The following is a 25,172-nucleotide window of genomic DNA, read 5'->3' as shown; positions in this document are numbered from 1 at the left end:
AATAGATTATATAAGTGTTTCTAAAAGACTTACTTAGATTTGCCTACATCTTCTCCACCTCCTTCATTTTTTCTTGATCCATTTCTTGACGCAGCTGGGCCACTTGATTAGACAAGGACACCAACAATTCGGTTTGCAACTTTTGAATTTCCAGTAAATCCGTCTGGTCTTGTTGCACCATATGGTCAATCTTCGTATGCAACAAGCGAATTTCCCGTTCAGATTCCATATTGACGTTAAAGTCATTTCGTGCTTGCAAGCGATCGTAATCTGCCGCCCTGTTTTGGCTCATCATGATCAAAGGAGCTTGAATCGCCGCAATCGTAGAAAGTGCTAGATTGAGCAAGATGAAAGGATAAGGGTCAAAATTCCAGCCAAAGGGATGCAAGACATTGATCAACATCCAGATAGCCATCATCATGATGAAGCTAATAATAAAGGTCCAAGAACCACCGAAGCGCGCAACAGAATCCGCCACCCGCTGACCGAAGGTATAGCTGGCTGTCAAGCGGTCTTCAACGTTAAAGGGGCGCTCGCTTTCGGGCATGACACCTGTCACCTGCTGTTTAATGGCTTCGTTTTTATCATTGGCACGCTCAATAATCTGACCTAGATAATCCATACAATATTGGCTCAAATTTTTATACGTGATAAAATCATCCATTTGACTTTCCGGATAGGATGTCTTGAGCATCTGTTGAATGGAATGGTCCAGATCCGCAATCAAAGATCCTTGGCCTTCTTCGTATTCTTTCCCATCAATGATGTCTATTTTCAGCATTGAAATTCCTTTCATAGTTTTTTGAAGCAGATAAAAGTGAAAAACGCCTAATGGCGTTTTTACGTCTATTAAGGTTTAATACGGTGCAACATACGTGGGAATGGAATAGCTTCACGGATGTGTTTTGTACCAGCTGCGAAGGTTACCATACGCTCAATCCCAATACCAAATCCACCGTGTGGAACTGTACCGTATTTACGAAGGTCAAGGTAGAATTCATACTCTGTACGATCCATGCCAAGTTCATCCATTTTTGCAACAAGGGCATCGTAGTCTTCCTCACGCATAGAGCCACCGATGATTTCTCCATAGCCTTCTGGAGCAAGCAAGTCTGCACAAAGCACGCGCTCTGGATTTCCAGGAACTGGTTTCATGTAGAAGGCCTTGATAGCTGCTGGGTAGTTCATGACAAATGTTGGCACACCAAAGTGGTTTGAAATCCAAGTTTCATGTGGTGAGCCGAAGTCATCACCATGTTCCAAATGCTCATAATCCGCATCTTCATCATTTTCATGCTCTTGCAAGAGATCAATGGCTTCATCATAGGTGATCCGTTTGAATGGTTCAGCAATGTAGCGTTTCAAGAGCTCTGTATCACGTTCCAAGGTTTCCAAAGCTTGAGGAGCACGGTCCAAAACACCTTGAAGCAAAGCTTTGACATAAGCTTCTTGCAAGTCAAGTGACTCATCGTGTGTCAAGTAAGAGTACTCAGCGTCCATCATCCAGAACTCAGTCAAGTGACGACGAGTCTTAGATTTTTCAGCACGGAATACTGGACCAAAGTCAAAGACGCGACCAAGAGCCATAGCACCAGCTTCCAGATAAAGCTGACCTGATTGGCTCAAGTAGGCTGGTGTTCCGAAATAGTCTGTTTCAAACAATTCAGTTGAATCTTCCGCCGCATTTCCTGAAAGAATGGGGCTATCAAACTTCATGAAGCCATTCTTATCAAAGAACTCATAAGTTGCATAGATGATAGCATTACGGATTTGCATAACGGCAACTTGTTTGCGTGAACGCAACCACAAGTGACGGTTGTCCATCAAGAAGTCTGTCCCGTGTTCTTTAGGAGTGATTGGGTAATCTTGAGATTCACCGATCACTTCGATGTCTGTAATATCCAATTCGTAACCAAATTTAGAACGCTCGTCTTCTTTGACAATACCAGTTACAAACACTGATGTTTCTTGGCTCAAGCGTTTGATGGTATCAAATTTTTCAAGCCCCACTTCTTCGCCGAATTTTTCGATAAAGTTTGGTTTAAAAGCCACACCTTGGAAAAAGGCAGTCCCGTCACGCAATTGCAAGAAAGCAATTTTTCCTTTACCTGATTTGTTGGCCACCCAAGCACCGATGGTCACTTCTTGACCAACATAGTCTTTTACTTCGATGATAGTAATCCGTTTTGTCATCATTCATCTTCCTTTTCTCGTTAAACTTGTCCGAAGACATTATCTTCTTAATTGTATCATAAAAAGGCTTTCAGTGCTAGATTCTACCTGTGAAAACAAGTTTTTTTTTAAAAGAAAAAGATCCTCAGCTCATTACTAAGGATCTTGTAATTTTATTTTTCCATAAAGGCCTTGAGTCGGCGAACAGCTTCTTTCAGGGTATCCAAATCTGTCGCATAAGACAAGCGAACATTTTCAGGAGCACCAAAGCCAGCTCCCGTTACTAAAGCAACCTCTGCTTCTTCTAAAATTGCTGTGGTAAATTCCGTCACATCCGTGTACCCCTTCATCTCCATGGCCTTCTTGACATTTGGGAAGAGATAGAAGGCTCCTTGAGGTTTGATGGCTTCAAAACCAGGCACTTCATTCAACAAAGGATAAATAGTATTCAAACGCTCCTCAAAAGCTTGGCGCATGATCTCAATAGAAGATTGGTCTCCTGTGAGGGCTTCGATTGCGGCATATTGGGAAACGGTTGTTAAGTTGGAAGTTGTTTGGCTGATCACCTTGGCCATGGCTCCAATAATCTCTGGATCACCCACTGCAAAACCAACCCGCCAACCAGTCATAGCATAGGTTTTAGAAACTCCGTTAATCACGATCGTTTGCTTGCGAATCGCTTCTGATAAGCTAGAAATAGGCGTAAAGGTATTGCCATTATAGACCAATCGCCCATAGATATCGTCTGCCAAAATCAAGATGTCATGTTCGACAGCCCAATTTCCGATTGCTTGGAGTTCTTCTTTACTGTAGATCATTCCTGTTGGATTGGATGGCGAATTCAGCAAGACCACCTTGGTCTTGTCTGTCCGTGCTGCTTCCAATTGCTCTACCGTTGCCTTGAAGTGATTTTCTTCTGTTGTTTGGAAAGTAACAGGTGTTCCTTCTACCATCTTGACCTGGTCTACATAAGAAACCCAGCAAGGTGTTGGAATGATGACTTCATCACCTGGATTGATAACAGATGTAAAGAAAGCATAAAGAATAAACTTGGCTCCAGTACCAACCACTACTTCATTGCGGTTCACAGCATAGCCATAAAACTCCTTCATGTAGTCGCTAATGGCATCCTTCAATTCTGGAAGTCCAGATGCTACCGTATAAAAGCTAGCGCGACCATCCTCGATCGATGCGACTGCTGCTTCTTGAATATTTTTTGGAGTCGCAAAGTCAGGTTGACCCAGGGTCAAACTTAAGATATCACGACCTTCTGCTGCCAAAGCTTTGGCACGCGCATTTGCAGCCAAGGTCACACTTTCTTCCATTTCCAATACACGATTTGATAATTTCATATTTCCTCCTCAAATCTTAAAAAACACCGGTGACTTTTCCAGTCTTGAAATCCACCACATAATAGGAGCTCCCGGCCTTGACTTCCCAGATCGGTTTGCCTTTAAAGCGTCCAAAAGTTACCCGATCAATCGCGTCCTGACTCTTCTCTTTGACGACGGAAGCTGCCTCTTTGGAACCAACTCCTTCTTTCAAAGGGTAGGTATAGACTGCATCATCCGCCTGCGCCACCAAAACCGCTAGTTCTTGCCCCTCTTGGTCCTTGCCAATAAAGGAAAGATAGGCTTCTTTGCCATGAAAGAAACTCTCTGTCTCAATGCTAGCAATCGAAGAATGAGACAGGGCTATTTTTCTTGCTTGTGCCATTTGATCCTCCAAGCGATCAGAAGTTTTTTCAGCAAGAAATAGCCAAGAAAAAAGGACCGTCAACACTAAGATACAGATTCCTATTATATGTTGCCATACTATAAAAAGATTATTTTTCTGTTTCACTCCCCCATTATACACCAAAGCCACCTAGAATTCTATAGATTTTCAAGAAAGAATTGTTACTAATATTTCATACCTGTTACAATGTTTTAGTATAAAATTGTTTGATAAACAAACTAAAATTAACACCTTTGCTATCATTTGTTCATAGTTTAATAAATTTGTCACAATTTTGTAACTAATTTGAAAATAAAATTAAACGACAGAAATACTATTTATTGATAAAATATAGATATGGAAAATTTAAAGAGATTATTCAAAGAAGCAAACGTAGATTTAAAAACCATGATCGTCTTCCACAAGGCAGAACGATTGATCCGTGCGTCTGAGGCTCATATCTTTAAAAAGCACCAGTTGACACCAACTCAATTCTCTGTACTTGAGACCTTGTACAGCAAAGGCGATCTTCGCATTCAAGATCTAATTGATAGCATTCTTGCGACCTCTGGAAATATGACTGTGGTTATTCGCAATATGGTCCGCGATGGTTGGATTACACGCGAAACCGATCCAGAAGACCGCCGTGCTTATCTTGTATCTATTACAGATGCCGGTCGTAAAAAGATCGAAGAAGCTCTTCCAGATCATATCAAAAATATTCAACGCTTGATGCAAGTCTTTAATAGCGGCGAGCAAGCTGAGTTGACAGAACTCTTGAAGAAATTCAAACATATCGCCTAAGCCTACTGCTCAAGACGATTCTGACTCCAAAATCCTCTATTTTGGAGTTTTCATCGTGTATTCTCTTTATCTAACAGATCAAAAAAATATTCCTGACGCTTCTCAGGAATATTTTTATTTATTCTTTCACAAAGATCCATTCTTTCTCTTGCGATAAATCCTCACGATAAGAGAAACCTGCTACTTCTAGTGATTTCAGATCTTCTAGATGGGTGATTTCTTCCTTCATCATGGCTGTCACCATAGCCCCACGTGCTTTCTTTGAAATCGTTGAGTGAATCTTTAGTGTCCCACCACGATTCTCCATGAATTTGATCCGAATCATTCGCTCACGAATGGCTTTTGAAAAGACCTGTTCAAACTCAGAAGACAAAAGGGATAAGATCTGCTCCTCACCTTCTACTGCCTGATCATAGTCCTCTTTCCAAAGTGCCTTTAGAGATTTTCCAGCTGGTTTTAGCTTCATCATAAAATCCAAGCGATGGGGAGCTATCCCTTCATAGGCAGGTAGTACACCGTATAAAGCAGTCGTGATCAACAAATGCTCCTGCAGATAAGCCTGCTCTTTTTCGGATAAGTCTTGACGCTCGATACTACGGTACATAAGGCCATCAAACAGTTCCAAAGCAGGATAGGTTTTAGCACTCCCAGCTAACAGAGCTTCAATTCTTTCCTTTTCTACTAGGGCTCTTTCTTCTGAGATCCCGTAAAAGGTCGCTAATTCTTCTAGGGAGAATGCCTTCAAAGCTTGGAGGATAGTTTTTGTGTTCTCTGACAAGGGTTGGGGCTCGACGATACGAGCCTGTTCGTTCAGTTCTTTGGCGGATGGAATTAATACTTTCATAGGTCTATTGTACCATATTTTTCAAATTTTCTTGACAGGAGTTTTTATTAATGTTATTATCTAGTTATGAAAACTAGATTAAAGAAAGGTGAAGATTTCGTGTCCACTTTTTCCTATCCAACGTGGGAGCAACTGCCTGAGCTAGACCTCTATCTCGATCAGGTCCTACTTTATGTCAATAAAACCTGTGCACCTGTTCTCTCTTCTTCAGACAAGGGCTTGACGGCTGCCATGATCAACAATTACGTAAAACATGGCTATGTCGAAAAACCAGATAAGAAGAAATACCAGCGTAGACAGGTAGCTCGCTTGATTGCTATTACAACCTTAAAAACTGTCTTTTCTATTCAGGAGATCGCTTCTACCTTAAATTTCTTGCAGGACCAGGCGAGTTCAGATCTTCTCTATAATAGCTTTGTCGCTTATCTCAATGAGCAAAAAGAGCCGATCGCTCCCATCATTCGCTCTGCCTGTCAGACAGTTCAACTTTATCTTGAAACCCTATCTTATATTCAACCAGTAAAAACGGAGGAAGAAACTGATGAATTATACCATGAAACTAAGTAAAAAATTATCCTTTGGAGAAGAGATCGCCAATAGCGTAACCCACGCTGTTGGCGCCCTCCTCATGTTGATCTTACTTCCGATCTCAGCAGTCTATAGCTTTGAGCAACACGGTCTGCTTAGTGCTTTTGGGACTTCTATCTTTGTGATCAGTCTATTTTTGATGTTTCTGTCTTCGACCGTCTACCATGCTATGTCTTACGATTCACCTCAAAAGTATGTGCTTCGTATTATCGACCATTCCATGATCTACATTGCGATCGCAGGTAGTTACACACCAGTTGTCCTCACCTTGATGAACAACTGGATGGGCTACAGCATTATCTTGATCCAATGGGGGACCACCATCTTTGGTATTCTCTACAAAATCTTTGCCAAAAAAGTCAATGAAAAGTTCAGTCTCGCTCTTTACTTGATCATGGGCTGGTTGGTTATCTTTATTATTCCCCAAATCGTAAGCCAAACCAATCCGATCTTCTGGGGTCTCATGCTCATGGGCGGTCTGTGCTACACGGTTGGAGCTGGCTTTTATGCCAAGAAAAAACCATATTTCCATATGATTTGGCACCTTTTCATCCTTGCCGCTTCTGCCCTTCAGTATTTAGCCATTGTTTACTTTATGTAATACTGCCGCCACTCTTCGGAGTGGTTTTTTTGTGATTTTTTCTGTACAATAGAAAAAAACTGTATGGGGACAGTCAGGATGAAGACGAGCAAATACCAACAAATTATCGATTTCTTAAAAAAAGCTATTCAACAAGGCCAGCTCGAAACCGGACAGAAAATTCCTTCTGTTCGTCAGTTAGCTAGTCAATTTTCTTGTAGTAAGGACACGGTGCAACGAGCCTTGCTGGACTTGACTTACCAGCACTTCCTCTATGCTAAGCCTCAAAGTGGCTACTATGTTTTGGAGCAAGAACCTAATCGACATGAGGATCTTCCACTAAAATTAGAGAAAGACCGCAACCAGGCTTTCGAGGACTTCCGGACCTGTATCAATGAAACCTTGATTGGACGGGAGAATTATCTCTTCAATAACTTTTCGGACCAAGCAGGCTTACTAGAAGTACGCCAATCCATTCAAGGCTTATTAAAGGAGGAAGGTATTTATACGACTGCTGATCAGATTGTTTTGACTGCTGGTACTCAGCAGGCGCTTAATATCCTCAGCCAGATTGACTTTCCCAATAAAAGATCGCAGATCTTGATCGAGCAACCGACTTATCATCGGATGAACCAACTCTTAGATTCGCAGCAACTTGCCTACCGTACCATTCAACGTAATTTAACGGGGATTGATCTCGAGGAACTTGAAGAGATTTTCAAAAGTGGCCATATCAAATTCTTCTACACGATCCCCCGTTTTCACTATCCGCTCGGTCATAGCTATTCTACCAAGCAAAAAGAAGCGATCTTGCAACTAGCTGACCAATATGATGTCTACCTTGTTGAGGACGACTATTTGGGAGATCTTGATGGCAGTAATGCTCCATCTTTTCATTATTTGGATCAAAAGAACCGGGTGATCTACATCAAATCTTTTTCGACCAATCTCTTTTCTGCTCTTCGCATCACTTCCATGATCCTTCCCCAAGACCTTCTAAAGCCGGTCTTAACCTATAAGACGATTCTGGACTATGATAGCAATCTGATCATGCAAAAGGCCTTGAGTCTCTACATTGATAACGGTATGTATCTGACCAATAAAAAGCGACTCCTAGCCAGAAAAAAAGAGGAAGAAGCTAGTCTAAAGACCTTGATGGATCAGTCTTCTCTTCTCCCTCATCTGACCCTGACCCACGATGGGATCCTTCTAGAACTCAGACAAGTTCAATCCCTCGCTGCCTTAAAACACAGTGGACTCCCGCTTGATTTCTTTGAAGCAGCCTACATCACTTCTTGTCCTTATCAACTCGCCAAGATCCAATCAGCAGATGTGGCCAACGTTTTACCAAAACTTACAACTTTTTTTGAATGAGAAACCCTCGTACAGATTATACGAGGGTCTTTCTTATTTCTTTAATTGCTCATAGATAAGTTTGGCATTTTGAAGGCCGATCCGATAATCGAGGCGAATCAGGCGAATCGCTTCCATCTCTGGTTCTTTGAGGTACTTCTCTCTTTGTTCCTTGGAAATACTACCTGGTTTTAGAAGATAGTGAGTGAATTGATTTCTGACTTTAGTAAGCTCAACTTGAAGGGTGAAATAGAGTCCAAATAAGACAATCACAACTCCCATCAGGATCAGATCGTTTGACATGGTGTATGCTCCCTTTTTCTGTTCTTTTCTTTATTTTACAGCTTTCAAAGAAGAAAAACAAGAGAGTGGGACAGAAATCGGTAATTCGTTAGAATTCGATTTCGTCGTCCCACCTCCGCACAGTTGAGTAGGGCTGTAAAAGCTGATGAAATCAGCGTAGTAGAGCCCACTCAACCACTGCGTCTTGCTCGACAATCCAAAAATAATTGAGAGGCTAGGACTTTTGTCCCAGCCTCCTTGTTTATCCTTATTTCATCATACCGGCCTGGAGGTCATACATTTTCTTATACGTTCCTCCTAGAGCAATGAGTTGGTCGTGATTGCCCGATTCGATGATTTTTCCTTTATCGAGAACATAGATGCAATCGGCATCTTGGATGGTAGAAAGACGATGGGCAATGGCAATGGTTGTCCGCCCTTGGCGCATCTTCTTCAGAGAATTTTGGATCATCTCTTCCGTCTCTTGGTCGATATTGGCAGTGGCCTCATCCAAAATGAGGATCTTAGGCTGGGCAGCAATGGTCCGGGCAAAAGCCAGAAGCTGACGCTGACCAGTTGATAAGGTAGACCCTCGCTCTGTTACTGGATGAGCATAACCACCAGGAAGACCCTCGATAAAGTCTGCCACATCCACAAATGCAGCTGCTTTTCGGATTTCCTCATCTGTCAGTTCTTCATGGTACATCCGGATATTAGAAGCAATGGTTCCATGATAGAGGAAGGGTTCTTGCAACACTAAACCGATGGACTTGCGCAAGGGTTCCTGGCTATAGTCCTTGATATCCTGTCCATCAATCAAGATCCGGCCACGATCAAATTCATAAAAGCGCATGAAGAGATTGATAATAGAGGATTTACCAGAACCAGTATGACCAACAAAAGCGATGGTTTGTCCGTTTTTGACCTCAAAGGAGATATCTTTTAGGACATCCCGTTTGCCATCATAAGAAAAAGATACATGCTCAAAACGAATATCTCCCCGCTCAATTTCTTTCAGGCTACCAGCTTGCTTAGGCTCATAGTCGTCTCGATCCATCATCTCAAAGACACGCCCTGCAGAAATGGTCGAGGTCTGCAAGGTTGCAAAATTTTGGGTGACATCAATCAAAGGCTGGAAAAGCTGGCTAACATACTGGATAAAGGCATAGATAAGACCGGCTGTAAAGCCAGAAAACTGCCAATTTAGGCCGAAAAAGGTCAGAATAACCGCATAAGCCAGGACCTGTAACAGGGTCATAGCTGGCCTCAAAAAGAGGAAATTGACATCCACAGATCTGTTGGCGTAATCCAAATGTTCCCCATTAATCTGTTCGAATTCATCCGTCAAGCGCTTTTCTTGACGAAAGGCCTGCACGATCCGCATTCCTTCGATAGATTCCGATAATTTCACATTGATATCTGATAATTTTTGTCGGGTCATCTTGACCAAGCGATTGGATAACTTGCGATAGAGACGGATGGAAAACCAAATGATGGGAAGAAAAGGCAGGATCCAAATGGTCAAATGCCAGTCCAAGCTAAACATGGTTACCAGGGTGACTAGAAAAAGTAAAAAGGATGAAACCAGGCTTGAAAAGACCGTAGAAAACATATCTGCGACTGCCTGTGTATCATTGGTCACCCGCGAAACAATCGAACCTGCTGCTGTCTGGTCATAAAAGGACATGCCCAGCCTTTGAAGATTTTGGAAAATATCTAGACGAATGTCTCTTACGATAGAATTGGATACACGCGCAAAGGTTAACTGGCTCAGGTAGGTCGCTAGCACGCGCCCAATGAATAACCCATAGTAGAGAATCAAAAACTGAAAAGCTGTCAGTACTGGAGAGCCGGTTTCTGTTGGATCCACTAGGTGGTCAATATACCAGCGTGCTGCAAGAGGGATCGCCGTCAGTAACAGACTAGTCAGGAAGGTAAAGGCTAAGGCTAGGGCCGTTAACCATTTATAACGCCACATGTAAGTCAAGAGCCGCTTCATCACATGAGCTTCAGATGTTTTCATTCAGCTTTCCCTCCATTTCTTCTGATAATTGTTGGGCTTGGTAGGTTTCATAGTACCAACCTTTTTGAGCCATTAATTCCTCGTGATTGCCTCGCTCCTTGATCTGTCCATTCTCCATTACCAGAATCAAATCCGCATGAACGATCGCTGATAGGCGGTGGGCTGTAATGATCGTTGTTTTTCCCTTACGTTCCTGCTTCATATTTTCAATGATTTGGTGCTCCGTTTTAGCATCTACTGCAGACAGGGAATCATCCAAGATCAAGATCTCAGGATTCATGACCAAAGCACGACTCATGGCAATCCGTTGCTTTTGTCCGCCAGAAAGAGAGACCCCTCTCTCTCCCAGCACTGTCTCCATCTGGTCTGGCATGGCCAGAATATCTTCATAGACTCCACAAGTTCTCAGAGCCTTCATCACCTCTTCTTCCTTGATCTGTGGATCTGAAAAAGCGACATTCTCGCGAATGGTCATGGCGAAGAGAATCTGATCTTGAGGGACGTAGCCGATCAAGCTTCGAAGATCTTCTAAGCGATAATGTTTGATGGAGATCCCATTTAGCAAGATATCTCCCTGCTCCAAGTCATGCTCTCTAAGCAAGAGACGCAACAAGGTGGTCTTTCCAGATCCAGTTGGACCCACAATTCCAAGGGTTTGCCCTTTTTCTAAATGAAAGACAACCTTTTCAAGGACAGGCTCTTTCACATAGGCGAATTCTTCAATGTCATATTCCAGATCGCCATTTTGAATGTTTGTGACTGGTTGACTTGGATCTTGGATATCAGGTGTTTCTGCTAAAAGTGTCTCAATCCGATCATAGGAAACGCTAGCCCGCTGACTAATATTAAACAAGAAGCCCATAGCTTGAAGGGGCCAGACGAGCATATTGAGATAGGTAATAAAGGTTACGATTTGTCCAACTGTCAGGCTCCCTTCCTGAACAAATAGCCCCCCGAAGTAGAGCGTCAAGACATAGGAGAGACCGACAAAAAGAAGAGTAGTCGGATCAAACAAAGCATTGTAACTGGCTGAAGTCATATTTTTTGAAAAGACCATTTGATTGGTTTTTTCAAAAGCCTGAATCTCATCTGCCTGAAAGCCAAAGGATTTGGTCACCTTAACCCCTGATACGGATTCCTGGACAAAGTTGTTCAGCTCTGAGAAACCTTCTTGGGCCTCTTTGAAGGCTTTGTGGTTTTTGCGTCCAATGGCGGAAGTCACTACCACCATAACCGGTAGAGGCAAAATAGCTAAGAGGGTTAAGCGCCAATCAATCATGAAAAACATGCTGACTAGGGTCACCAAGGCTGTCACAGAAGCATCTACAGCAGACATAACCCCACCACCAGCAAACATGGTTACCGAATTGATATCATTAGTAGCATGGGCCATGAGATCCCCTGTCCGATAACGCTGATAAAAAGACGGAGACATGAGCGTAAATTGCTTAAACAAACGGTAACGCAAGATCCGAGCCAACTTATTGGCCGTTCCAAAAATATAGCGTCTCCATACAAAACGAAGGCCATACATGGCAAGAGCTGCGAGGACCAAAAGGGCAATATCCACAACTAACTGCCCCAGTGTCAGCCTTCTTTTATCGATCAAATCGATTACAAGTCCCATGATTCTTGGAGGAATGAGATTTAAAAAGCTAACCAAGATCAAGGACCCTATCCCGATCAAGTATCGCTTCTTCTCTAAATTAAAAAACCAAGATAATTTCCTCAACAGATTCATCTTATTTCCCCTTTTTGGTGAGGTGCCAACTACTATCCACTAGAGCAAACAAGTCCTCATCAGCAATTGTTCCATCTAAGGGGATACTCACCCAATATTTTTTATTCATATGAAAAGCTGGATAAATCCCCTTCTGCTGGATGAAATGGGCTACTTGATCAGACTTGACATTCAAAACTTCTATTTTCCCAGACTTGCCAGCATCCAGTTTTTTCCAATCAATGGTCATAAAGACACCATACCACTTGAGGGTGTCTCGGTGGCGAATGGCACCGGATTCCGGAGATCTCTCCCACAAATACTCAATCGTTCCCTGATAGTGCAGGGAGATATAGGCCATGAGACGCTTGGCTTGAGGATAGAGAAATTTCTCTACCTCAAAACAAGCTTGCCGGATCCTTTCAAGACTTTCCTGACAGGCTTCCCTGACTTGGCCGACGAAATTTCCTTGTAGCTGTTCCAGATGGATCTGGATATACTCGTCCCCTGTATCCTGATCATAGACCTGAAAAGAAATCTTCTGGTCGCAGACTCTGACTTTTAAGAGAAAAGTTTCCGATAAGACGGGGCACTGGTACTCATAACCTGCTTCTCTCTTTTCAAATCCAAAAGCCAATCCCTTTTCTGGCTGAAAGGTGTATCGGTCAAAATAATGCTCTAAAAACATTTTCTCTCCCTTATTCATTTTTGCACTAGAAGAGGCTGGAAACAACGTCTCCAACCTTGATAACGGATCTTCAAAACTACTTCAGGCAGTGAGCGTTTCTTTTTTAAAACACGATGCGCGTGCCATGCAGTTGACAAACACCCAATTTCTCCAAAAAGAGCTGACGATTATCAAGTGTCACACCCCCACCTGGCAGGATCTGTATCTTTCCTCTAGCCGCATCTAATAAACGATGATAGTGTGCAAAACGTTGCTCTAGTGGGTCACCTGGACTTCCAGCTCGTGTTAAAATGCGGGCTACACCCTGATCAGAGAGCCACTCAATCGCTTCTAGCTGATCTGTGTGAGTTAACCCATCAAAGGCCATATGAAAGACAACCTCTGCTTCTCCACAGGCTGCTAGTAAAAGCTGCATGACCCTCTGGTCCAACTTTCGATCACTCGTCAGCGCACCCAGCACAAAACAAGTAACCCCTATTTCTTTCGCAGCACGAATATCCGTCAGCATAGCTTCGACTTCCAGATCAGTATAGACAAAATCGCCACCTCGGGGTCGGATAATGACACATAGATCCACGGACTTCTCTCTTGTCAGTTTGATTGCTTCATTGATCACACCTATACTAGGTGTGGTCCCTCCTACTGCCAGGTTATCGCACAGTTCAATGCGACCTGCCCCAGCAGCAATCGCCTTATCAATATAAGTTAAATTCTCTGCACAAAATTCAAAGACAAGCATGACAACTCCAATTACAAAGACTTAAAACAAGGATATACTAACGGTTACCTTCGCATTGCCATTTTCCACTCTCGCTTTTGAGATACTATAGCCTGCTTGAGGAATCTCAAGGGTGATTTGATCACCATTCACTGTGAAGCCGCCTCCATTTTGATTGGATTGATCCTTCAAATAGTTGAGAACCAAGAATTTTGGAATGGGCATTTTCCCTAATTTAGCACCGGTCACGGTCAAATTCATGACATTGTTTTCTACTTGGCCAGTCATGGTTAAATCTAAATAGCTATCAACTGGCCCTAAGGAAACAGGAACTTTGACGTGAAGGTCATTGCCATCCATTCCTAGTGCTATCTTTTGGTAGTCAGAATTGTCAAGGGCAGAACCAGCACTTGTTTTTACGACCTGACTCAATTGCACTGAATTGAGACTTAGCTCAGTTGAGAGTCCTTCAGTGCTCACAGAGGCATTTGAAACAGCATTTTGAGCCAGCTCAATCAAAGAACTCCCTGCCTGCACATTTCTCAGTTGCTCCCCTTCAGGAATAGATCCAGGGACCAACAAGATCACTAATAAAATAAATAAAACGATCACCATGCCAATCAGGCGTTTCATCCACTTAAACATCTGCTCCTCCAATACGTGAAAAGTTGTATTCTTATTGTACCCTAAATCTAAAGAAATTGCGACTAAGAGGGGCCTTTACAAAGCAAAAGAGAGCGTGGGACAGAAATCGGTAATTCATTAGAATTCGATTTCGTCGTCCCACCTCCGCACAGTTGAGTAGGGCTGTAAAAGCTGATAAAATCAGCGTAGTAGAGCCCACTCAACCACTGCGTCTTACTCGACAATCCAAAAACAATTGAGAGGCTAGGACTTTTGTCCCAACCTCTCTCTGTGCATTATTTGGATTTAATGTAGTTAACACCATCTGCTTTTGGCGCAACTGCTTGTCCGAAGAAGGCTGCCAAGACAACCATGGTCAAGACGTAAGGCGCAATTTGCAAGTAGATGGATGGGATACCTTTAAGCAAAGGCAATTGATTCCCGATAACAGCCAAACTTTGAGAAGCTCCAAAGAAGAGACTAGCAAGCATGGCCCCGATTGGGTTCCATTTCCCGAAAATCATAGCCGCAAGGGCGATAAATCCAGGACCTACAATAGTCGTCACGGCGAAGTTAACAGAAACTGACTGAGCGTAAATGGCTCCTCCGATTCCTGCAAGGGCACCTGAGATCATCACTCCTAAGTAGCGCATTCTATATACATTGATTCCCAATGTATCTGCTGCTTGTGGATGTTCCCCAACTGAACGAAGACGCAATCCAAATTTCGTCTTGAACATGATAAACCAAGCAAAGAATGAAAAGAGAATCGCAACCCAGCCAATGATGCTGGCATTGTTGAAGAAAATATCCCCAATTACCGGAATTTTAGATAAGACTGGAATTGACGTTTTCCCGAAGGCAACTTTGATATTATCAGTTTGTCCCTTGTTATACATCGCTTTAACAAGGAAGACCGCAAGTGGAGGTGCCATCAAGTTCAATACTGTACCTGAGACGATATGGTCAGCACGGAAATGAATGGTTGCCACCGCGTGAATCAAGGAGAAGAGTACTCCAATCCCTGCAGCAACGATCAAGGACAACCATGGTGTCAAACTTCCTAACTCAGGTTCAAAAGTCAAGTTAAAGATAATACCTGAGAAGGCTCCCATAACCATGATTCCTTCTAGACCAACGTTAACAACCCCAGCGTGTTCTGAGTATGCTCCTCCGATACTTGTGAAGATCAGCGGCGCCGCATACACAATCATAGAGGAAACAAGAATACTTAAAATCGTTACAATACTCATTAGTTTGCTCCTCCTTTTTTAGCTGAACGCATCGAGATCATCTTTTCAATAATGTAGTGAGCACATACGAAGAAGATAATGGATGCTGTCACAATTTGAACGACTTCTTCAGGGATGGCAGCTGGCTTCATACCAACTCCCCCAATTTGAAGTGCTCCAAACAAGAAGGCAGCAAATGGAATACCAATTGGTGAATTCATCGCAAGAAGGGCAACGGCCATTCCGTTAAATCCAACACTCATTGAGCTGGTTTGAACGTAGACATTTGAGTAAATACCTAGACCTTCTGCTACCCCACCGATACCAGCAAGAGCACCAGAAATGATCATAGAAAGGATAATGGTCCGTTTTGCAGACATCCCAGCATATTCTGCCGCATTCGCATTGAGACCAACGGCACGGATTTCAAACCCAAGTGTTGTTTTCTTCATCAAGAACCAGATGACCACCACTGCGATGATGGCAAAGAAGATCCCGATGTTCATTTGTGATTTGTCCGTCAAATTACGCAACCACTCCGTCTGGTAGACAGCGTTGGCTCCCACATCAATGGTTGAGTCCTTGTTTTTCATTAAGGAAGCTGGGAAGCTATGTATCAAGGCATTCCCACCATAGAGAACAATGTAGTTCATCATAATAGTGATAATGACCTCACTGGTTCCGAGATAGGCACGAAGGAAACCAGGAATCGCTCCAATAAATCCACCTGCGATAGCCGCAATCAAAACGGTCATCGGAATCATTAGTAAGCGAGGCATATTTGGGAAGGAAAGGGCAAACCAAGTCGCCATGATCCATCCTGCAAAAGCCTGACCAGGAAGTCCAACGTTAAAGAAGCCGGCCCGGCTGGCTACTGAAAACCCAAGAGCAACTAAAATCAGTGGCCCCATAGCACGGGAAATGTTTCCCCAACTCTTAATCGAACCAAAGGCTTTCTTAAACAGCAATTCGTATCCCCAAAGGGCATCATAGCTGAAGGCCCACATAATAATGGCACCCAAGACCAATCCTAAAAGGACAGACACCAATGGAACGGCAATTTGTTTTAAATTCTTATTCATTTGATGCTCCCTCCTTTACTTGTCCACCTGCCATGAGGATTCCAAGTTCTTGCTTATTCGTTGTTTCAGGGGTTACGATCCCTTGGATCTTCCCATCATGAATAACCGCAATACGGTCAGAAACATTCAAAATTTCATCTAATTCAAAGCTGACAACCAGAACGGCTTTTCCATTATCCCGTTCTTGAATCAAACGTTTGTGGATATATTCAATCGCCCCAACGTCCAATCCACGAGTTGGCTGGCTAACGATCAAGAGATCTGGATCGCGATCGATTTCCCGAGCGATAATGGCTTTTTGCTGGTTCCCTCCAGAGAGAGCCTTAGCAGGTACCACTTCACTGGCTGCACGAACGTCAAACTCTTCCATCAACTTCTTGGCATAAGAGGTAATATTTGGATAATTCAAAATACCATTCTTGCTAAGAGGTTCTTTATAGTAAGTTTGAAGGGCAATGTTTTCAGAGATCATCATGTCAAGGACTAAGCCATCACGGTGACGGTCTTCAGGGACGTGCCCTACCTTCATTTCTGTGATTTGACGAGGACGAAGACCCACAACGTCCTTGCCTTTAATCTTGATTGAACCGGATTTCACCTTCCGTAGTCCTGTAATCGCTTGGATCAACTCAGACTGACCATTTCCATCAATCCCTGCGATCCCAACGATTTCACCAGCACGAAGTTCCAGTGAAAGATTCTTAACAGCTGGGACACCCCGGTTTTCGTTTACAACCAAGTTTTCGATCGACAAGACGACTTCTTTTGGTTGAGAAGGACCTTTCTCCGTTTTAAAGGAAACTGAACGACCGACCATCATTTCGGCCAAGTCTTGGTTAGTAGCTCCACCAATCTCGACTGTCTCAATCGATTTACCACGGCGAATAACCGTTACGCGGTCTGAAACAGCACGGATTTCATCCAACTTGTGCGTAATCAAGATAATAGATTTTCCTTCATTCGCCAAGTTCTTCATGATTGTCATCAATTCTTCGATTTCAGCTGGTGTCAACACCGCAGTTGGTTCATCGAAGATTAGGATGTCGGCTCCACGATAAAGCGTCTTTAAGATTTCCACACGTTGCTGCGCACCAACGGAAATATCCTCAACTTTAGCATTTGGATCCACTGCTAAGCCATATTTTTTAGACAAATCAAGGATATCTTGACTGGCTTTCTTAAGATCCAAAATACCATGTTTAGTGGTTTCAGACCCAAGGATAATATTTTCAGCAACAGTGAAGGCTTCAACCAACATAAAGTGTTGGTGCACCATTCCAATTCCTAAAGAGGCTGCTTTTGAAGGTGAGTCTAGGTTAACAGTTTTTCCATTTACCACGATGTCTCCGCTTGTTGGTTCCAACAAACCAGCCAGCATATTCATCAGGGTAGATTTTCCTGCACCATTTTCTCCAAGAAGTGCATGGATTTCACCTTTGCGCAACTGAAGATTAATCTTGTCATTTGCTACAAAGTCACCAAATTTTTTGGTAATCTCACGCATTTCGATGACATATTCATGTGTCATGGGGTGTTTCCTTTCAAAATTTTTTATTTCAATAAAATCTGCTAGGCGACTAACAGATTTTATTGAGACAAAAATGTCTCACTTTAAAAGAAACGGCCCTTAAAGGGAGGGCCGCTCCAATCAAATATTATTTTTCAGGAACTTTAAGAGACCCATCAAGGATTTTAGCTTTAGCATCTTCTACAGCTTTTTTAGCATCTGCAGAAAGGTTGTCAGTTGTCAAATCAACTCCACCATCTTTCAAGCTATAAGTAATCACTTTACCGCCAGGGAATTTACCGTCAGCAGTTTTCTTAGCCAAGTCTTTTACAGATTCTCCGACTTTCTTCAAGCTTGAAGCCAATACAAAATTAGATTTTTTACCATCTTTAGAAGTGTATTCACCTTCAGCTTTTTGGTCACGGTCAACACCAAGAACCCAAACTTTTTCGTCTTCATTTTTCTTCTCGTTCAAGTCTTTAGCTTCAGAGAAGACACCTGCACCAGTACCACCAGCTACTTGGTAGATAACGTCTGCACCTGCAGCATATTGTGCAGCAGCAATTGTTTTACCTTTAGCAGAGTCACCGAATGAACCAGCGTAGTCTACTTGAACTTTGATAGATGGGTCAACAGATTTAACACCAGCTTCAAATCCAGCGCGGAACCGAGTGATAACTTCACTTTCCATACCACCTACAAAACCAACTTGTTTAGTTTTTGTAGTTTTTGCAGCAGCAATACCAGCAAGGTAACCAGCTTCGTTATCGGCATAAACAGCAGATGCTACGTTCTTTTGTCCTTCAATACGGTCATCGATGATGACATAGTTCACATCTTGGTTGTCTTTTGCAGCTTTTTTAACAGAGTCGCTCAAGGCAAAACCAACACCAAAGATCAATTTGTAGTCGTTAGAAACAGCTTCATCAAGGTTTGTCGCATATTGAGATTCATCTGTTGATTGGAAGTAGTCGAATCCGTTCCCTTTAGAAAGACCGTTTTCTTTACCCCAAGCTTGCAAACCTTCCCAAGCAGATTGGTTGAATGATTTGTCATCCACACCACCAGTATCGGTAATAATAGCAGCTTTCAAATCAGTTTTTGATTCTGAGTTTGCGCTATCTTTTTTAGACGCACGATTTCCACATGCTGCAAGTCCGATAGCAGCGACAGTTACTAGACCAAGGCCTAGCCATTGTTTCTTGTTCATTACTGAACCTCCTAAATTATTGTGCAACATTGTTGCGAAGTATTGAAAGGGTCAAAAGACCGCCTCACAGACCAACTAAGTCAAATCTGTAAAGGAATATGGAAGTAATTCCTTGACCGTCATCACGACCGTCGATTTATCTTTAGATACCAAAGTTACAGGCAGATCAGGCTCAAAAAATTCAGCCATGACCTGGCGACAAGCACCACACGGAGAGACAGGCTTTTCTGTTTGCCCATAGACAATCAGCTCTTTGAACTCACGAGCTCCTTCAGAAACTGCTTTAAAAATAGCTGTCCGTTCCCCACAGTTGGTTAACCCAAAACTGGCATTTTCGATATTGACACCTGTATAGATTTCTCCATCCTTCGTTAGCAGTACAGCTCCAATTGGGAAATGAGAGTAAGGCACATAGGCTTGTTTACTCACTTCAACTGCTAAGTCAATCAACTCAGTAGTCGCCATGAGCCACCTTTCCTTCCATGATGGCTACACCAGAAGAAGTCCCAATACGGGTCGCACCAGCTTCGATAAAAGCAAGAGCATCTTCATAAGAGCGAGCACCACCAGAAGCCTTAACACCCATGTCGGGTCCAACAGTTTGACCCATTAAGGCCACATCTTCTACCGTTGCTCCTCCAGTTGAGAAGCCAGTTGAAGTCTTCACAAAGTCTGCGCCAGCTAACTTAGCAATTTGACAAGCAACGATCTTTTCATCATCGGTTAAGAGACAAGTCTCAATGATGACTTTGACCAGCTTATCACCGCTCGCTTCGACTACCGCTTGGATATCTTCCTCAACTAGTGCTAAATTCTTAGACTTAAGAGCCCCGATATTAATGACCATGTCAATCTCATCGGCACCATTTTGAATCGCATTTTTTGTTTCACACGCTTTGACAAATGGTGTATTTGCTCCTAAAGGAAAACCAATGACGGTACAAACTTTAACGTCTGAATCGCGCAAGCCCTCAGCCGCAAAATTCACCCATGTCGGGTTCACACAGACACTCGCAAAATCATAAGCCTTGGCTTCTTCGATCAGCTTTTCGATCTGTTCTTGTTGCGCATCTGGTTTTAAAAGAGTGTGATCGATATATTTATTTAACTTCATACAATCTCCTGAGCTGCTTAAGATATTATTTCAATAATTTCTTTAACGCTTTCAGCCCTTTCTAGTATTTTAACATTTTTTTTGAATTCTGTAACTCTTTCTTGTGAATTTTTTTCATTCATGAAAATGCGAGCAATGCGTTCCCCTTTTTTGACGTGCTCTCCCACTTTTTTGTCAAACACAATCCCTGTTTCATAATCGAGGGGATCCGATTTGACAGCACGACCAGCACCCAGGCGCATAGCAAACAAACCAAACTCCATGGCAGGTAAAGCAGCAATGACGCCATCTTGGTCCGCTGTTACTTCAAGGACCTGATCCACTTTAACGGGACGATGCAAATCTTCTAAGTCTCCACCTTGAGCCACCACCATTTCTTCAAACTTCGCTAAAGCTTGACCATTGGTCAAGTGTTCAAGGATGGCTTCAATCGATTGATCTACATTGGCCAATTTCAACATGATTTGCGCTAATTCACAAATAAACTCAGTGACTTCAGCGCGCCCCTGTCCTTTCAGAATATCCAGGGCTTCCAAAATCTCTAAACGATTGCCAATACTGGTTCCCAATGGTTGGCTCATATCTGTAATGACAGCGATGGTTTTCCGACCCACTGCATTTCCAAGATCCACCATGGTACGTGCTAAGCGACGAGCATCCTCAATATTCTTCATGAAGGCACCCTCGCCTACCGTCACGTCCAAAAGAATAGCATCCGCTCCAGCAGCGATTTTCTTACTCATAACGGAGCTAGCAATCAAAGGAATGGTATCCACTGTCGCTGTCACATCACGCAGAGCATACAAAAGTTTGTCTGCTTTTACAAGTTGGTCGGATTGACCAATGACCGATAAGCCGATCTCCTGCACCTGCTGGATAAATTCCTCTTGGGTCCGTTCAATCTGGAAACCTTTAATGGATTCCAACTTATCGATGGTTCCACCCGTGTGGCCTAAGCCACGACCGCTCATTTTGGCAACCGGCACTCCGAAACTTGCAACCAAAGGCACCAAGACCAAGGTCACCTTGTCTCCGACACCACCAGTCGAATGTTTGTCCACCTTGATCCCTGGAATAGCTGACAGATCAAACTGTTGCCCCGTTTGGACCATCTTCATGGTCATATGAGAGATTTCTTCTGTCGTCATCCCCTTAAAATAAACAGCCATAGCAAAAGCTGACATTTGGTAATCCGGAACTGTTCCAGCCACATATCCCTCAATCAGCCATTCAATTTCTTCCTTGTTTAAGGCAAGACCATCTCTTTTTTTCTGAATGATATCTACTGCTCTCATGATTCTTTCTCACTTCTTAAAATATAATAGCCTTTGTCTTTTTTTACTGTCTCACAATTGCCAAACGTCTCTTCCATCTTGGCTTTCGCGCTGGGAGCTCCTTGTTTTTTCTGAATGACAATGGTCAAATCTCCACCTGGTTTCAAATGTTCAAAACTACCAGTGATCACTTGGTGAACCACTTTCTTACCAGCTCGGATCGGCGGATTACTGATCACATGGTCAAAGACCCCTTCTACTGCTTCATAGACATCCGAAGAAAAGATCTGTGCTTCCACGCCATTTCGGCTGGCATTTTTCTTAGCCAAGTCCAGCGCCCTCTCATTGACATCGACCATGGTCACTGCGACTCCCTGGGCTTTAGCTAGAGAGAGGCCGATCGGACCATAGCCACAGCCTACATCGAGGACACTTTCTCCTTCTTGAAAATCCAAGGTTGATAAGAGCACCTGGCTTCCATAGTCAATCATTTTTTTACTAAAGACGCCGGCGTCCGTATAGAAATTCATCTTTTGCCCCAATAAAACAACAGCCAGATCATGAATATCATGGGCTGCATCTGGGTTTACATCGAAATACATTTTACTCATAAGGTTATTTTATCATAATTCACTCCTTTTTTAAATCGTTTACATGACCTCTAAAAATTGGTATACTAAAGACTAAAATAGGAGTGACATATGGACAAAGAATTTCTACATTTTGAAAAAATTAATCGGGAAACCTGGCAAAATTTGCACCGCAAAACCACCCCACCTCTCTCTCAAACAGAGCTCAATTCTATTAAAAGTTTCAACGACCGCATCAACCTCCAGGATGTACGTGACGTCTACCTGCCTTTGACAAACCTGATTGGAATCTACAAGCGTTCCAAAGAAGATTTGGCCTTCTCAAAAGGTATTTTTCTTCAAAAAACGAGTGAACGCCAACCCTTTATCATTGGGGTTTCAGGGAGCGTTGCGGTTGGAAAATCTACCACTAGCCGTTTACTTCAAATCCTGCTGTCGCGAACCTTCGAAGGCTCGACAGTAGAATTGGTGACAACAGATGGCTTCCTCTATCCAAATGCTATCTTAAAAGAACAAGAGATCCTCAATCGAAAAGGATTTCCAGAAAGCTATGATATGGAATTGCTCCTTGATTTTCTTAATCAAATCAAAAACAACAAGAGCGTAGAAATCCCTGTCTATTCCCACGAAATATACGATATTGTCCCAGATGAGAAGCAAACCATTTTACCGGCTGATTTTGTCATTGTCGAAGGGATCAATGTCTTTCAAAATCCGCAAAATGACAGTCTCTATATGACCGATTTCTTTGATTTTTCGATCTATGTGGATGCCGCAGTTGATGATATCGAATCTTGGTATATCGATCGCTTCCAAAAACTCCTTGCATTAGCTCAGAATGATCCCAATAACTACTACTATCGATTTACAGAGCAACCCCTAGAAGAAGTTTTAAGCATGGCCCATCAGGTCTGGGAATCCATTAATTTAGTCAACTTGCAACATTACATCCAACCAACCAGAAACCGAGCTGATCTGATTCTCCATAAAGCAACCAACCATGAAATCGACGAAATTTATCTCAAACGCTAGAGAAAATGGCCTTTTAACGGTACTTTTTTAAGGAAAAGCTATTTTAGGCTTGTCAAATCTTAACTTTTCATATATAATGAGATAGTTAGATTATCAATGGAGGTGAATAACTTGGCAAACATTAAATCAGCTATCAAACGCGCTGAATTGAACGTTAAACAAAACGAAAAAAACTCAGCTCAAAAATCAGCTATGCGTACTGCAATCAAAGCTTTTGAAGCAAACCCATCTGAAGAACTTTACCGCGCTGCTAGCTCAGCTATCGATAAAGCAGAAACTAAAGGTTTGATCCACAAGAACAAAGCTAGCCGTGATAAAGCACGTCTTGCAGCGAAACTTGGTTAATCAAGAACAGCATAAAAATCAAGCTCTCCGGAGCTTTTTTTGTGCCTAATTTTTTGAGAGGTGCTTATGAAAATTGTTATTATCGGCTATTCTGGATCAGGTAAATCCACCTTGGCTGAAAACTTAGCTCGCTACTACTCCATTCCCAAGCTCCACATGGATACCCTTCAATTTCAACCGGGCTGGATAGACAGTGACCGGGATACGATGGAAGGTGAGATGAGACAGTTTCTCAGCGATCATAAAGACTGGGTCATTGATGGCAATTACTCTTGGTGCTGCTATGAGGAGAGAATGGAGCAAGCCGACCAGATTATCTTTCTCAACTTCTCTTGTTGGAACTGCCTCTATAGAGGGTGGAAACGATACCGCCGTTATAAAGGTCGGGTCCGTGAGAGTATGGCAGCTGGCTGCCCTGAACGATTTGACTGGGAATTCATCCGTTGGATCCTTTGGGACGGTCGCCAAGCTAGACAGGTCACACGCTATCAGACTATCGGCCAAAACTATCCAGACAAATTTCTCTCTCTCAAGAATCAAAAAGAGCTGGATGAGTTTCTAAAAAACATACAATAAAAAGGTTGGGATATCTATCCCAACCTTAAAATGTAGACAAACTATTTTAAAGTAAAATAAATTAAGCGATTCTGATAAGAAATAAAATTGAGTTCAATTTTTTAGATGAATCAAGAAAATACCAAGACTTTCCGCTGTGAGTAAAGTGCCTGAAACAATAACGATTCAGGCACTCGGAATTATTGAGACCTTAGGCTCAATAATTAGTCATGGAACTTCGTAGAAGTTCGCTGACGTCCGTACTCACCTAAGGAAAGTTTTTTATATGACTTTGTCTTCAATCTGAGGTTGGGATGTCAATCCCAACCTTTTTTATTTATCAACGTAATCGCCACCGGTGAAGCCATAGTATTCTTCCAGACTCAAACCTGAGTCAGCGATATCTTGTGCTTCTTTTCCGATATAGCGGAGATGCCAGCTCTCTGGCATGTAGCCTGTCACTTTTTCTTTTCCTTCTTGGTAGCGAACCACAAAGCCATATTTAGCAGCATTCTTGAGCAACCACTTACTTGGTCCAGGTTCCGTCACCAGATTACCACTGGTATCGATCAAATCAAAGGTCAAACCTGTCTGATGTTCACTATAACCCGGTCTTGCAGAATAACGATCGGCGGCTTCCTGACCATCTTGATTGACATAGTTTTGATAGAGGCCAACTTGGGTGTCGTAGCTACGAAAACCACTATATTGGTCACTGATCGGATAACCTTCTGCCTGCATGGCTGCGATCAATTCATGAAGGGCTGAAACAGCTTCAGGATCTTCACCTGGGTTAAAGTCAGGCGACAAGGGATAATGTTTGTTGGCGATCATGACCTCACCATATTTCCCTTTGACACTATAGTAAGAACCATTATAGCTCACACCAGAGTCCACTTTCACATCTGACTTACCAGCTTTTGACGACTCTTCTTTGCCAGTTTCTTTTGACGTATCCTTTGCAGAAGACGTTTCTTTGGAAGACTTGGTTTGCGTTTGTTTGCTTTCTTCTTTTGCAGAAGATTTAGAACTAGTGGATTGAGATTGGGAGCAAGCTGTCAGGGTTAACAAGGCAACTGTCACCAAAGTTAATTTGGAAAATCTTGCTTTCATGAGGAA

At 42.7% G+C, this 25,172-nt stretch carries 27 protein-coding genes; 7 read left to right on the top strand and 20 right to left on the bottom strand.

Annotated features, from left to right (window positions below):
- Positions 1 to 43: 43 nt before the first annotated feature.
- From SM122_RS01340 to SM122_RS01325, 4 genes are all read right to left on the bottom strand, one after another.
- The gene (locus SM122_RS01340; RefSeq protein ID WP_173018780.1) at positions 44 to 781 is read right to left on the bottom strand and encodes a DUF1003 domain-containing protein; all 738 of its coding nucleotides are present in this window, start codon (positions 779 to 781) and stop codon (positions 44 to 46) included.
- Positions 782 to 849: 68 nt separating this feature from the next.
- Positions 850 to 2,196 carry an asparagine--tRNA ligase gene (asnS, locus tag SM122_RS01335; RefSeq protein ID WP_003007581.1) on the bottom strand — a complete coding sequence of 449 codons (1,347 nt, stop codon included), beginning with the start codon at positions 2,194 to 2,196 and terminating at the stop codon, positions 850 to 852.
- A 149-nt stretch (positions 2,197 to 2,345) separates the two neighbouring features.
- The gene (locus SM122_RS01330) at positions 2,346 to 3,524 is read right to left on the bottom strand and encodes a pyridoxal phosphate-dependent aminotransferase (RefSeq protein ID WP_070588924.1); all 1,179 of its coding nucleotides are present in this window, start codon (positions 3,522 to 3,524) and stop codon (positions 2,346 to 2,348) included.
- Between the two features lie 16 nt (positions 3,525 to 3,540).
- Entirely contained in the window at positions 3,541 to 3,888 is a 348-nt protein-coding gene (locus tag SM122_RS01325; RefSeq protein ID WP_229042340.1) for a cell wall elongation regulator TseB-like domain-containing protein, read from the bottom strand.
- Positions 3,889 to 4,245: 357 nt separating this feature from the next.
- On the opposite strand from SM122_RS01325, the gene SM122_RS01320 reads away from it, so the two are divergent.
- Positions 4,246 to 4,692, top strand: a complete 447-nt coding sequence (locus SM122_RS01320; protein WP_003001765.1) for a MarR family winged helix-turn-helix transcriptional regulator — start codon at positions 4,246 to 4,248, stop codon at positions 4,690 to 4,692.
- A 118-nt stretch (positions 4,693 to 4,810) separates the two neighbouring features.
- On the opposite strand, the gene yaaA is transcribed toward SM122_RS01320, so the two are convergent.
- The gene (gene yaaA / locus SM122_RS01315; protein WP_155169664.1) at positions 4,811 to 5,536 is read right to left on the bottom strand and encodes a peroxide stress protein YaaA; all 726 of its coding nucleotides are present in this window, start codon (positions 5,534 to 5,536) and stop codon (positions 4,811 to 4,813) included.
- 66 nt (positions 5,537 to 5,602) lie between these two features.
- On the opposite strand from yaaA, the gene SM122_RS01310 reads away from it, so the two are divergent.
- From SM122_RS01310 to SM122_RS01300, 3 genes are all read left to right on the top strand, one after another.
- Positions 5,603 to 6,103, top strand: a complete 501-nt coding sequence (locus tag SM122_RS01310) for a DUF1836 domain-containing protein (RefSeq protein ID WP_070675587.1) — start codon at positions 5,603 to 5,605, stop codon at positions 6,101 to 6,103.
- A complete protein-coding gene (gene trhA, locus SM122_RS01305) occupies positions 6,078 to 6,725 on the top strand; it encodes a PAQR family membrane homeostasis protein TrhA (protein ID WP_003011253.1) in 648 nt (215 codons plus the stop codon). Before SM122_RS01310 ends, trhA begins: the two co-directional genes overlap by 26 nt.
- A gap of 63 nt (positions 6,726 to 6,788) precedes the next feature.
- Positions 6,789 to 8,078: an aminotransferase-like domain-containing protein gene (locus tag SM122_RS01300; protein WP_155169661.1), complete on the top strand. Its 1,290-nt coding sequence runs from the start codon at positions 6,789 to 6,791 to the stop codon at positions 8,076 to 8,078.
- A 33-nt stretch (positions 8,079 to 8,111) separates the two neighbouring features.
- Here the strand turns inward: SM122_RS01300 and SM122_RS01295 are convergent, their stop codons facing one another.
- From SM122_RS01295 to SM122_RS01230, 14 genes are all read right to left on the bottom strand, one after another.
- The gene (locus SM122_RS01295) at positions 8,112 to 8,360 is read right to left on the bottom strand and encodes a hypothetical protein (RefSeq protein WP_070665327.1); all 249 of its coding nucleotides are present in this window, start codon (positions 8,358 to 8,360) and stop codon (positions 8,112 to 8,114) included.
- A 247-nt stretch (positions 8,361 to 8,607) separates the two neighbouring features.
- Positions 8,608 to 10,362: an ABC transporter ATP-binding protein gene (locus SM122_RS01290; RefSeq protein WP_195326816.1), complete on the bottom strand. Its 1,755-nt coding sequence runs from the start codon at positions 10,360 to 10,362 to the stop codon at positions 8,608 to 8,610.
- A complete protein-coding gene (locus tag SM122_RS01285) occupies positions 10,349 to 12,103 on the bottom strand; it encodes an ABC transporter ATP-binding protein (RefSeq protein WP_324737730.1) in 1,755 nt (584 codons plus the stop codon). The genes SM122_RS01290 and SM122_RS01285 overlap by 14 nt, the downstream gene beginning before the upstream one ends.
- A gap of 1 nt (position 12,104) precedes the next feature.
- Positions 12,105 to 12,770 (bottom strand): MmcQ/YjbR family DNA-binding protein, encoded by a 666-nt coding sequence (locus SM122_RS01280; protein WP_155169653.1) that lies wholly within the window; start codon positions 12,768 to 12,770, stop codon positions 12,105 to 12,107.
- Between the two features lie 103 nt (positions 12,771 to 12,873).
- The gene (locus tag SM122_RS01275; RefSeq protein WP_155169651.1) at positions 12,874 to 13,509 is read right to left on the bottom strand and encodes a copper homeostasis protein CutC; all 636 of its coding nucleotides are present in this window, start codon (positions 13,507 to 13,509) and stop codon (positions 12,874 to 12,876) included.
- 21 nt (positions 13,510 to 13,530) lie between these two features.
- Positions 13,531 to 14,133: a hypothetical protein gene (locus tag SM122_RS01270; RefSeq protein ID WP_155169649.1), complete on the bottom strand. Its 603-nt coding sequence runs from the start codon at positions 14,131 to 14,133 to the stop codon at positions 13,531 to 13,533.
- Between the two features lie 275 nt (positions 14,134 to 14,408).
- Positions 14,409 to 15,365 (bottom strand): ABC transporter permease, encoded by a 957-nt coding sequence (locus SM122_RS01265; protein ID WP_021153355.1) that lies wholly within the window; start codon positions 15,363 to 15,365, stop codon positions 14,409 to 14,411.
- The gene (locus SM122_RS01260; RefSeq protein WP_003007621.1) at positions 15,365 to 16,426 is read right to left on the bottom strand and encodes an ABC transporter permease; all 1,062 of its coding nucleotides are present in this window, start codon (positions 16,424 to 16,426) and stop codon (positions 15,365 to 15,367) included. Before SM122_RS01260 ends, SM122_RS01265 begins: the two co-directional genes overlap by 1 nt.
- Positions 16,419 to 17,954, bottom strand: coding sequence for an ABC transporter ATP-binding protein (locus tag SM122_RS01255; protein ID WP_195326813.1), 1,536 nt, complete (start codon positions 17,952 to 17,954; stop codon positions 16,419 to 16,421). Before SM122_RS01255 ends, SM122_RS01260 begins: the two co-directional genes overlap by 8 nt.
- 127 nt (positions 17,955 to 18,081) lie before the next feature.
- Positions 18,082 to 19,143 carry a BMP family lipoprotein gene (locus tag SM122_RS01250; protein WP_031573707.1) on the bottom strand — a complete coding sequence of 354 codons (1,062 nt, stop codon included), beginning with the start codon at positions 19,141 to 19,143 and terminating at the stop codon, positions 18,082 to 18,084.
- Positions 19,144 to 19,218: 75 nt separating this feature from the next.
- Positions 19,219 to 19,608, bottom strand: coding sequence for a cytidine deaminase (locus tag SM122_RS01245; RefSeq protein WP_195326812.1), 390 nt, complete (start codon positions 19,606 to 19,608; stop codon positions 19,219 to 19,221).
- Entirely contained in the window at positions 19,595 to 20,257 is a 663-nt protein-coding gene (deoC, locus tag SM122_RS01240; RefSeq protein ID WP_324737729.1) for a deoxyribose-phosphate aldolase, read from the bottom strand. The genes SM122_RS01245 and deoC overlap by 14 nt, the downstream gene beginning before the upstream one ends.
- A 17-nt stretch (positions 20,258 to 20,274) precedes the next feature.
- On the bottom strand, positions 20,275 to 21,552 hold the full coding sequence (locus SM122_RS01235) for a pyrimidine-nucleoside phosphorylase (protein ID WP_061590810.1): 1,278 nt from the start codon (positions 21,550 to 21,552) through the stop codon (positions 20,275 to 20,277).
- Entirely contained in the window at positions 21,549 to 22,142 is a 594-nt protein-coding gene (locus SM122_RS01230; RefSeq protein ID WP_037615364.1) for a class I SAM-dependent methyltransferase, read from the bottom strand. The genes SM122_RS01235 and SM122_RS01230 overlap by 4 nt, the downstream gene beginning before the upstream one ends.
- 90 nt (positions 22,143 to 22,232) lie before the next feature.
- Here SM122_RS01230 and coaA point away from each other — a divergent pair, with 90 nt between their 5' ends.
- The 3 genes from coaA (at position 22,233) to SM122_RS01215 (ending at position 24,074) form a co-directional block, all read left to right on the top strand.
- Entirely contained in the window at positions 22,233 to 23,153 is a 921-nt protein-coding gene (gene coaA / locus SM122_RS01225; RefSeq protein WP_003007638.1) for a type I pantothenate kinase, read from the top strand.
- A gap of 96 nt (positions 23,154 to 23,249) precedes the next feature.
- Entirely contained in the window at positions 23,250 to 23,498 is a 249-nt protein-coding gene (rpsT, locus tag SM122_RS01220) for a 30S ribosomal protein S20 (protein WP_003007640.1), read from the top strand.
- 66 nt (positions 23,499 to 23,564) lie between these two features.
- The gene (locus SM122_RS01215; protein WP_324737728.1) at positions 23,565 to 24,074 is read left to right on the top strand and encodes a DNA topology modulation protein; all 510 of its coding nucleotides are present in this window, start codon (positions 23,565 to 23,567) and stop codon (positions 24,072 to 24,074) included.
- A 312-nt stretch (positions 24,075 to 24,386) separates the two neighbouring features.
- On the opposite strand, the gene ldcB is transcribed toward SM122_RS01215, so the two are convergent.
- Positions 24,387 to 25,166: an LD-carboxypeptidase LdcB/DacB gene (gene ldcB, locus SM122_RS01210; protein ID WP_003007645.1), complete on the bottom strand. Its 780-nt coding sequence runs from the start codon at positions 25,164 to 25,166 to the stop codon at positions 24,387 to 24,389.
- Positions 25,167 to 25,172 lie beyond the last annotated feature (6 nt).

Origin of the sequence: Streptococcus gingivalis (genome assembly GCF_035544715.1) — a bacterium.
Classification (GTDB): domain Bacteria; phylum Bacillota; class Bacilli; order Lactobacillales; family Streptococcaceae; genus Streptococcus; species Streptococcus gingivalis.
The sequence above is the reverse complement of the archived record's forward strand: the minus strand, read 5'-3'. Positions and strand labels throughout refer to the sequence as shown.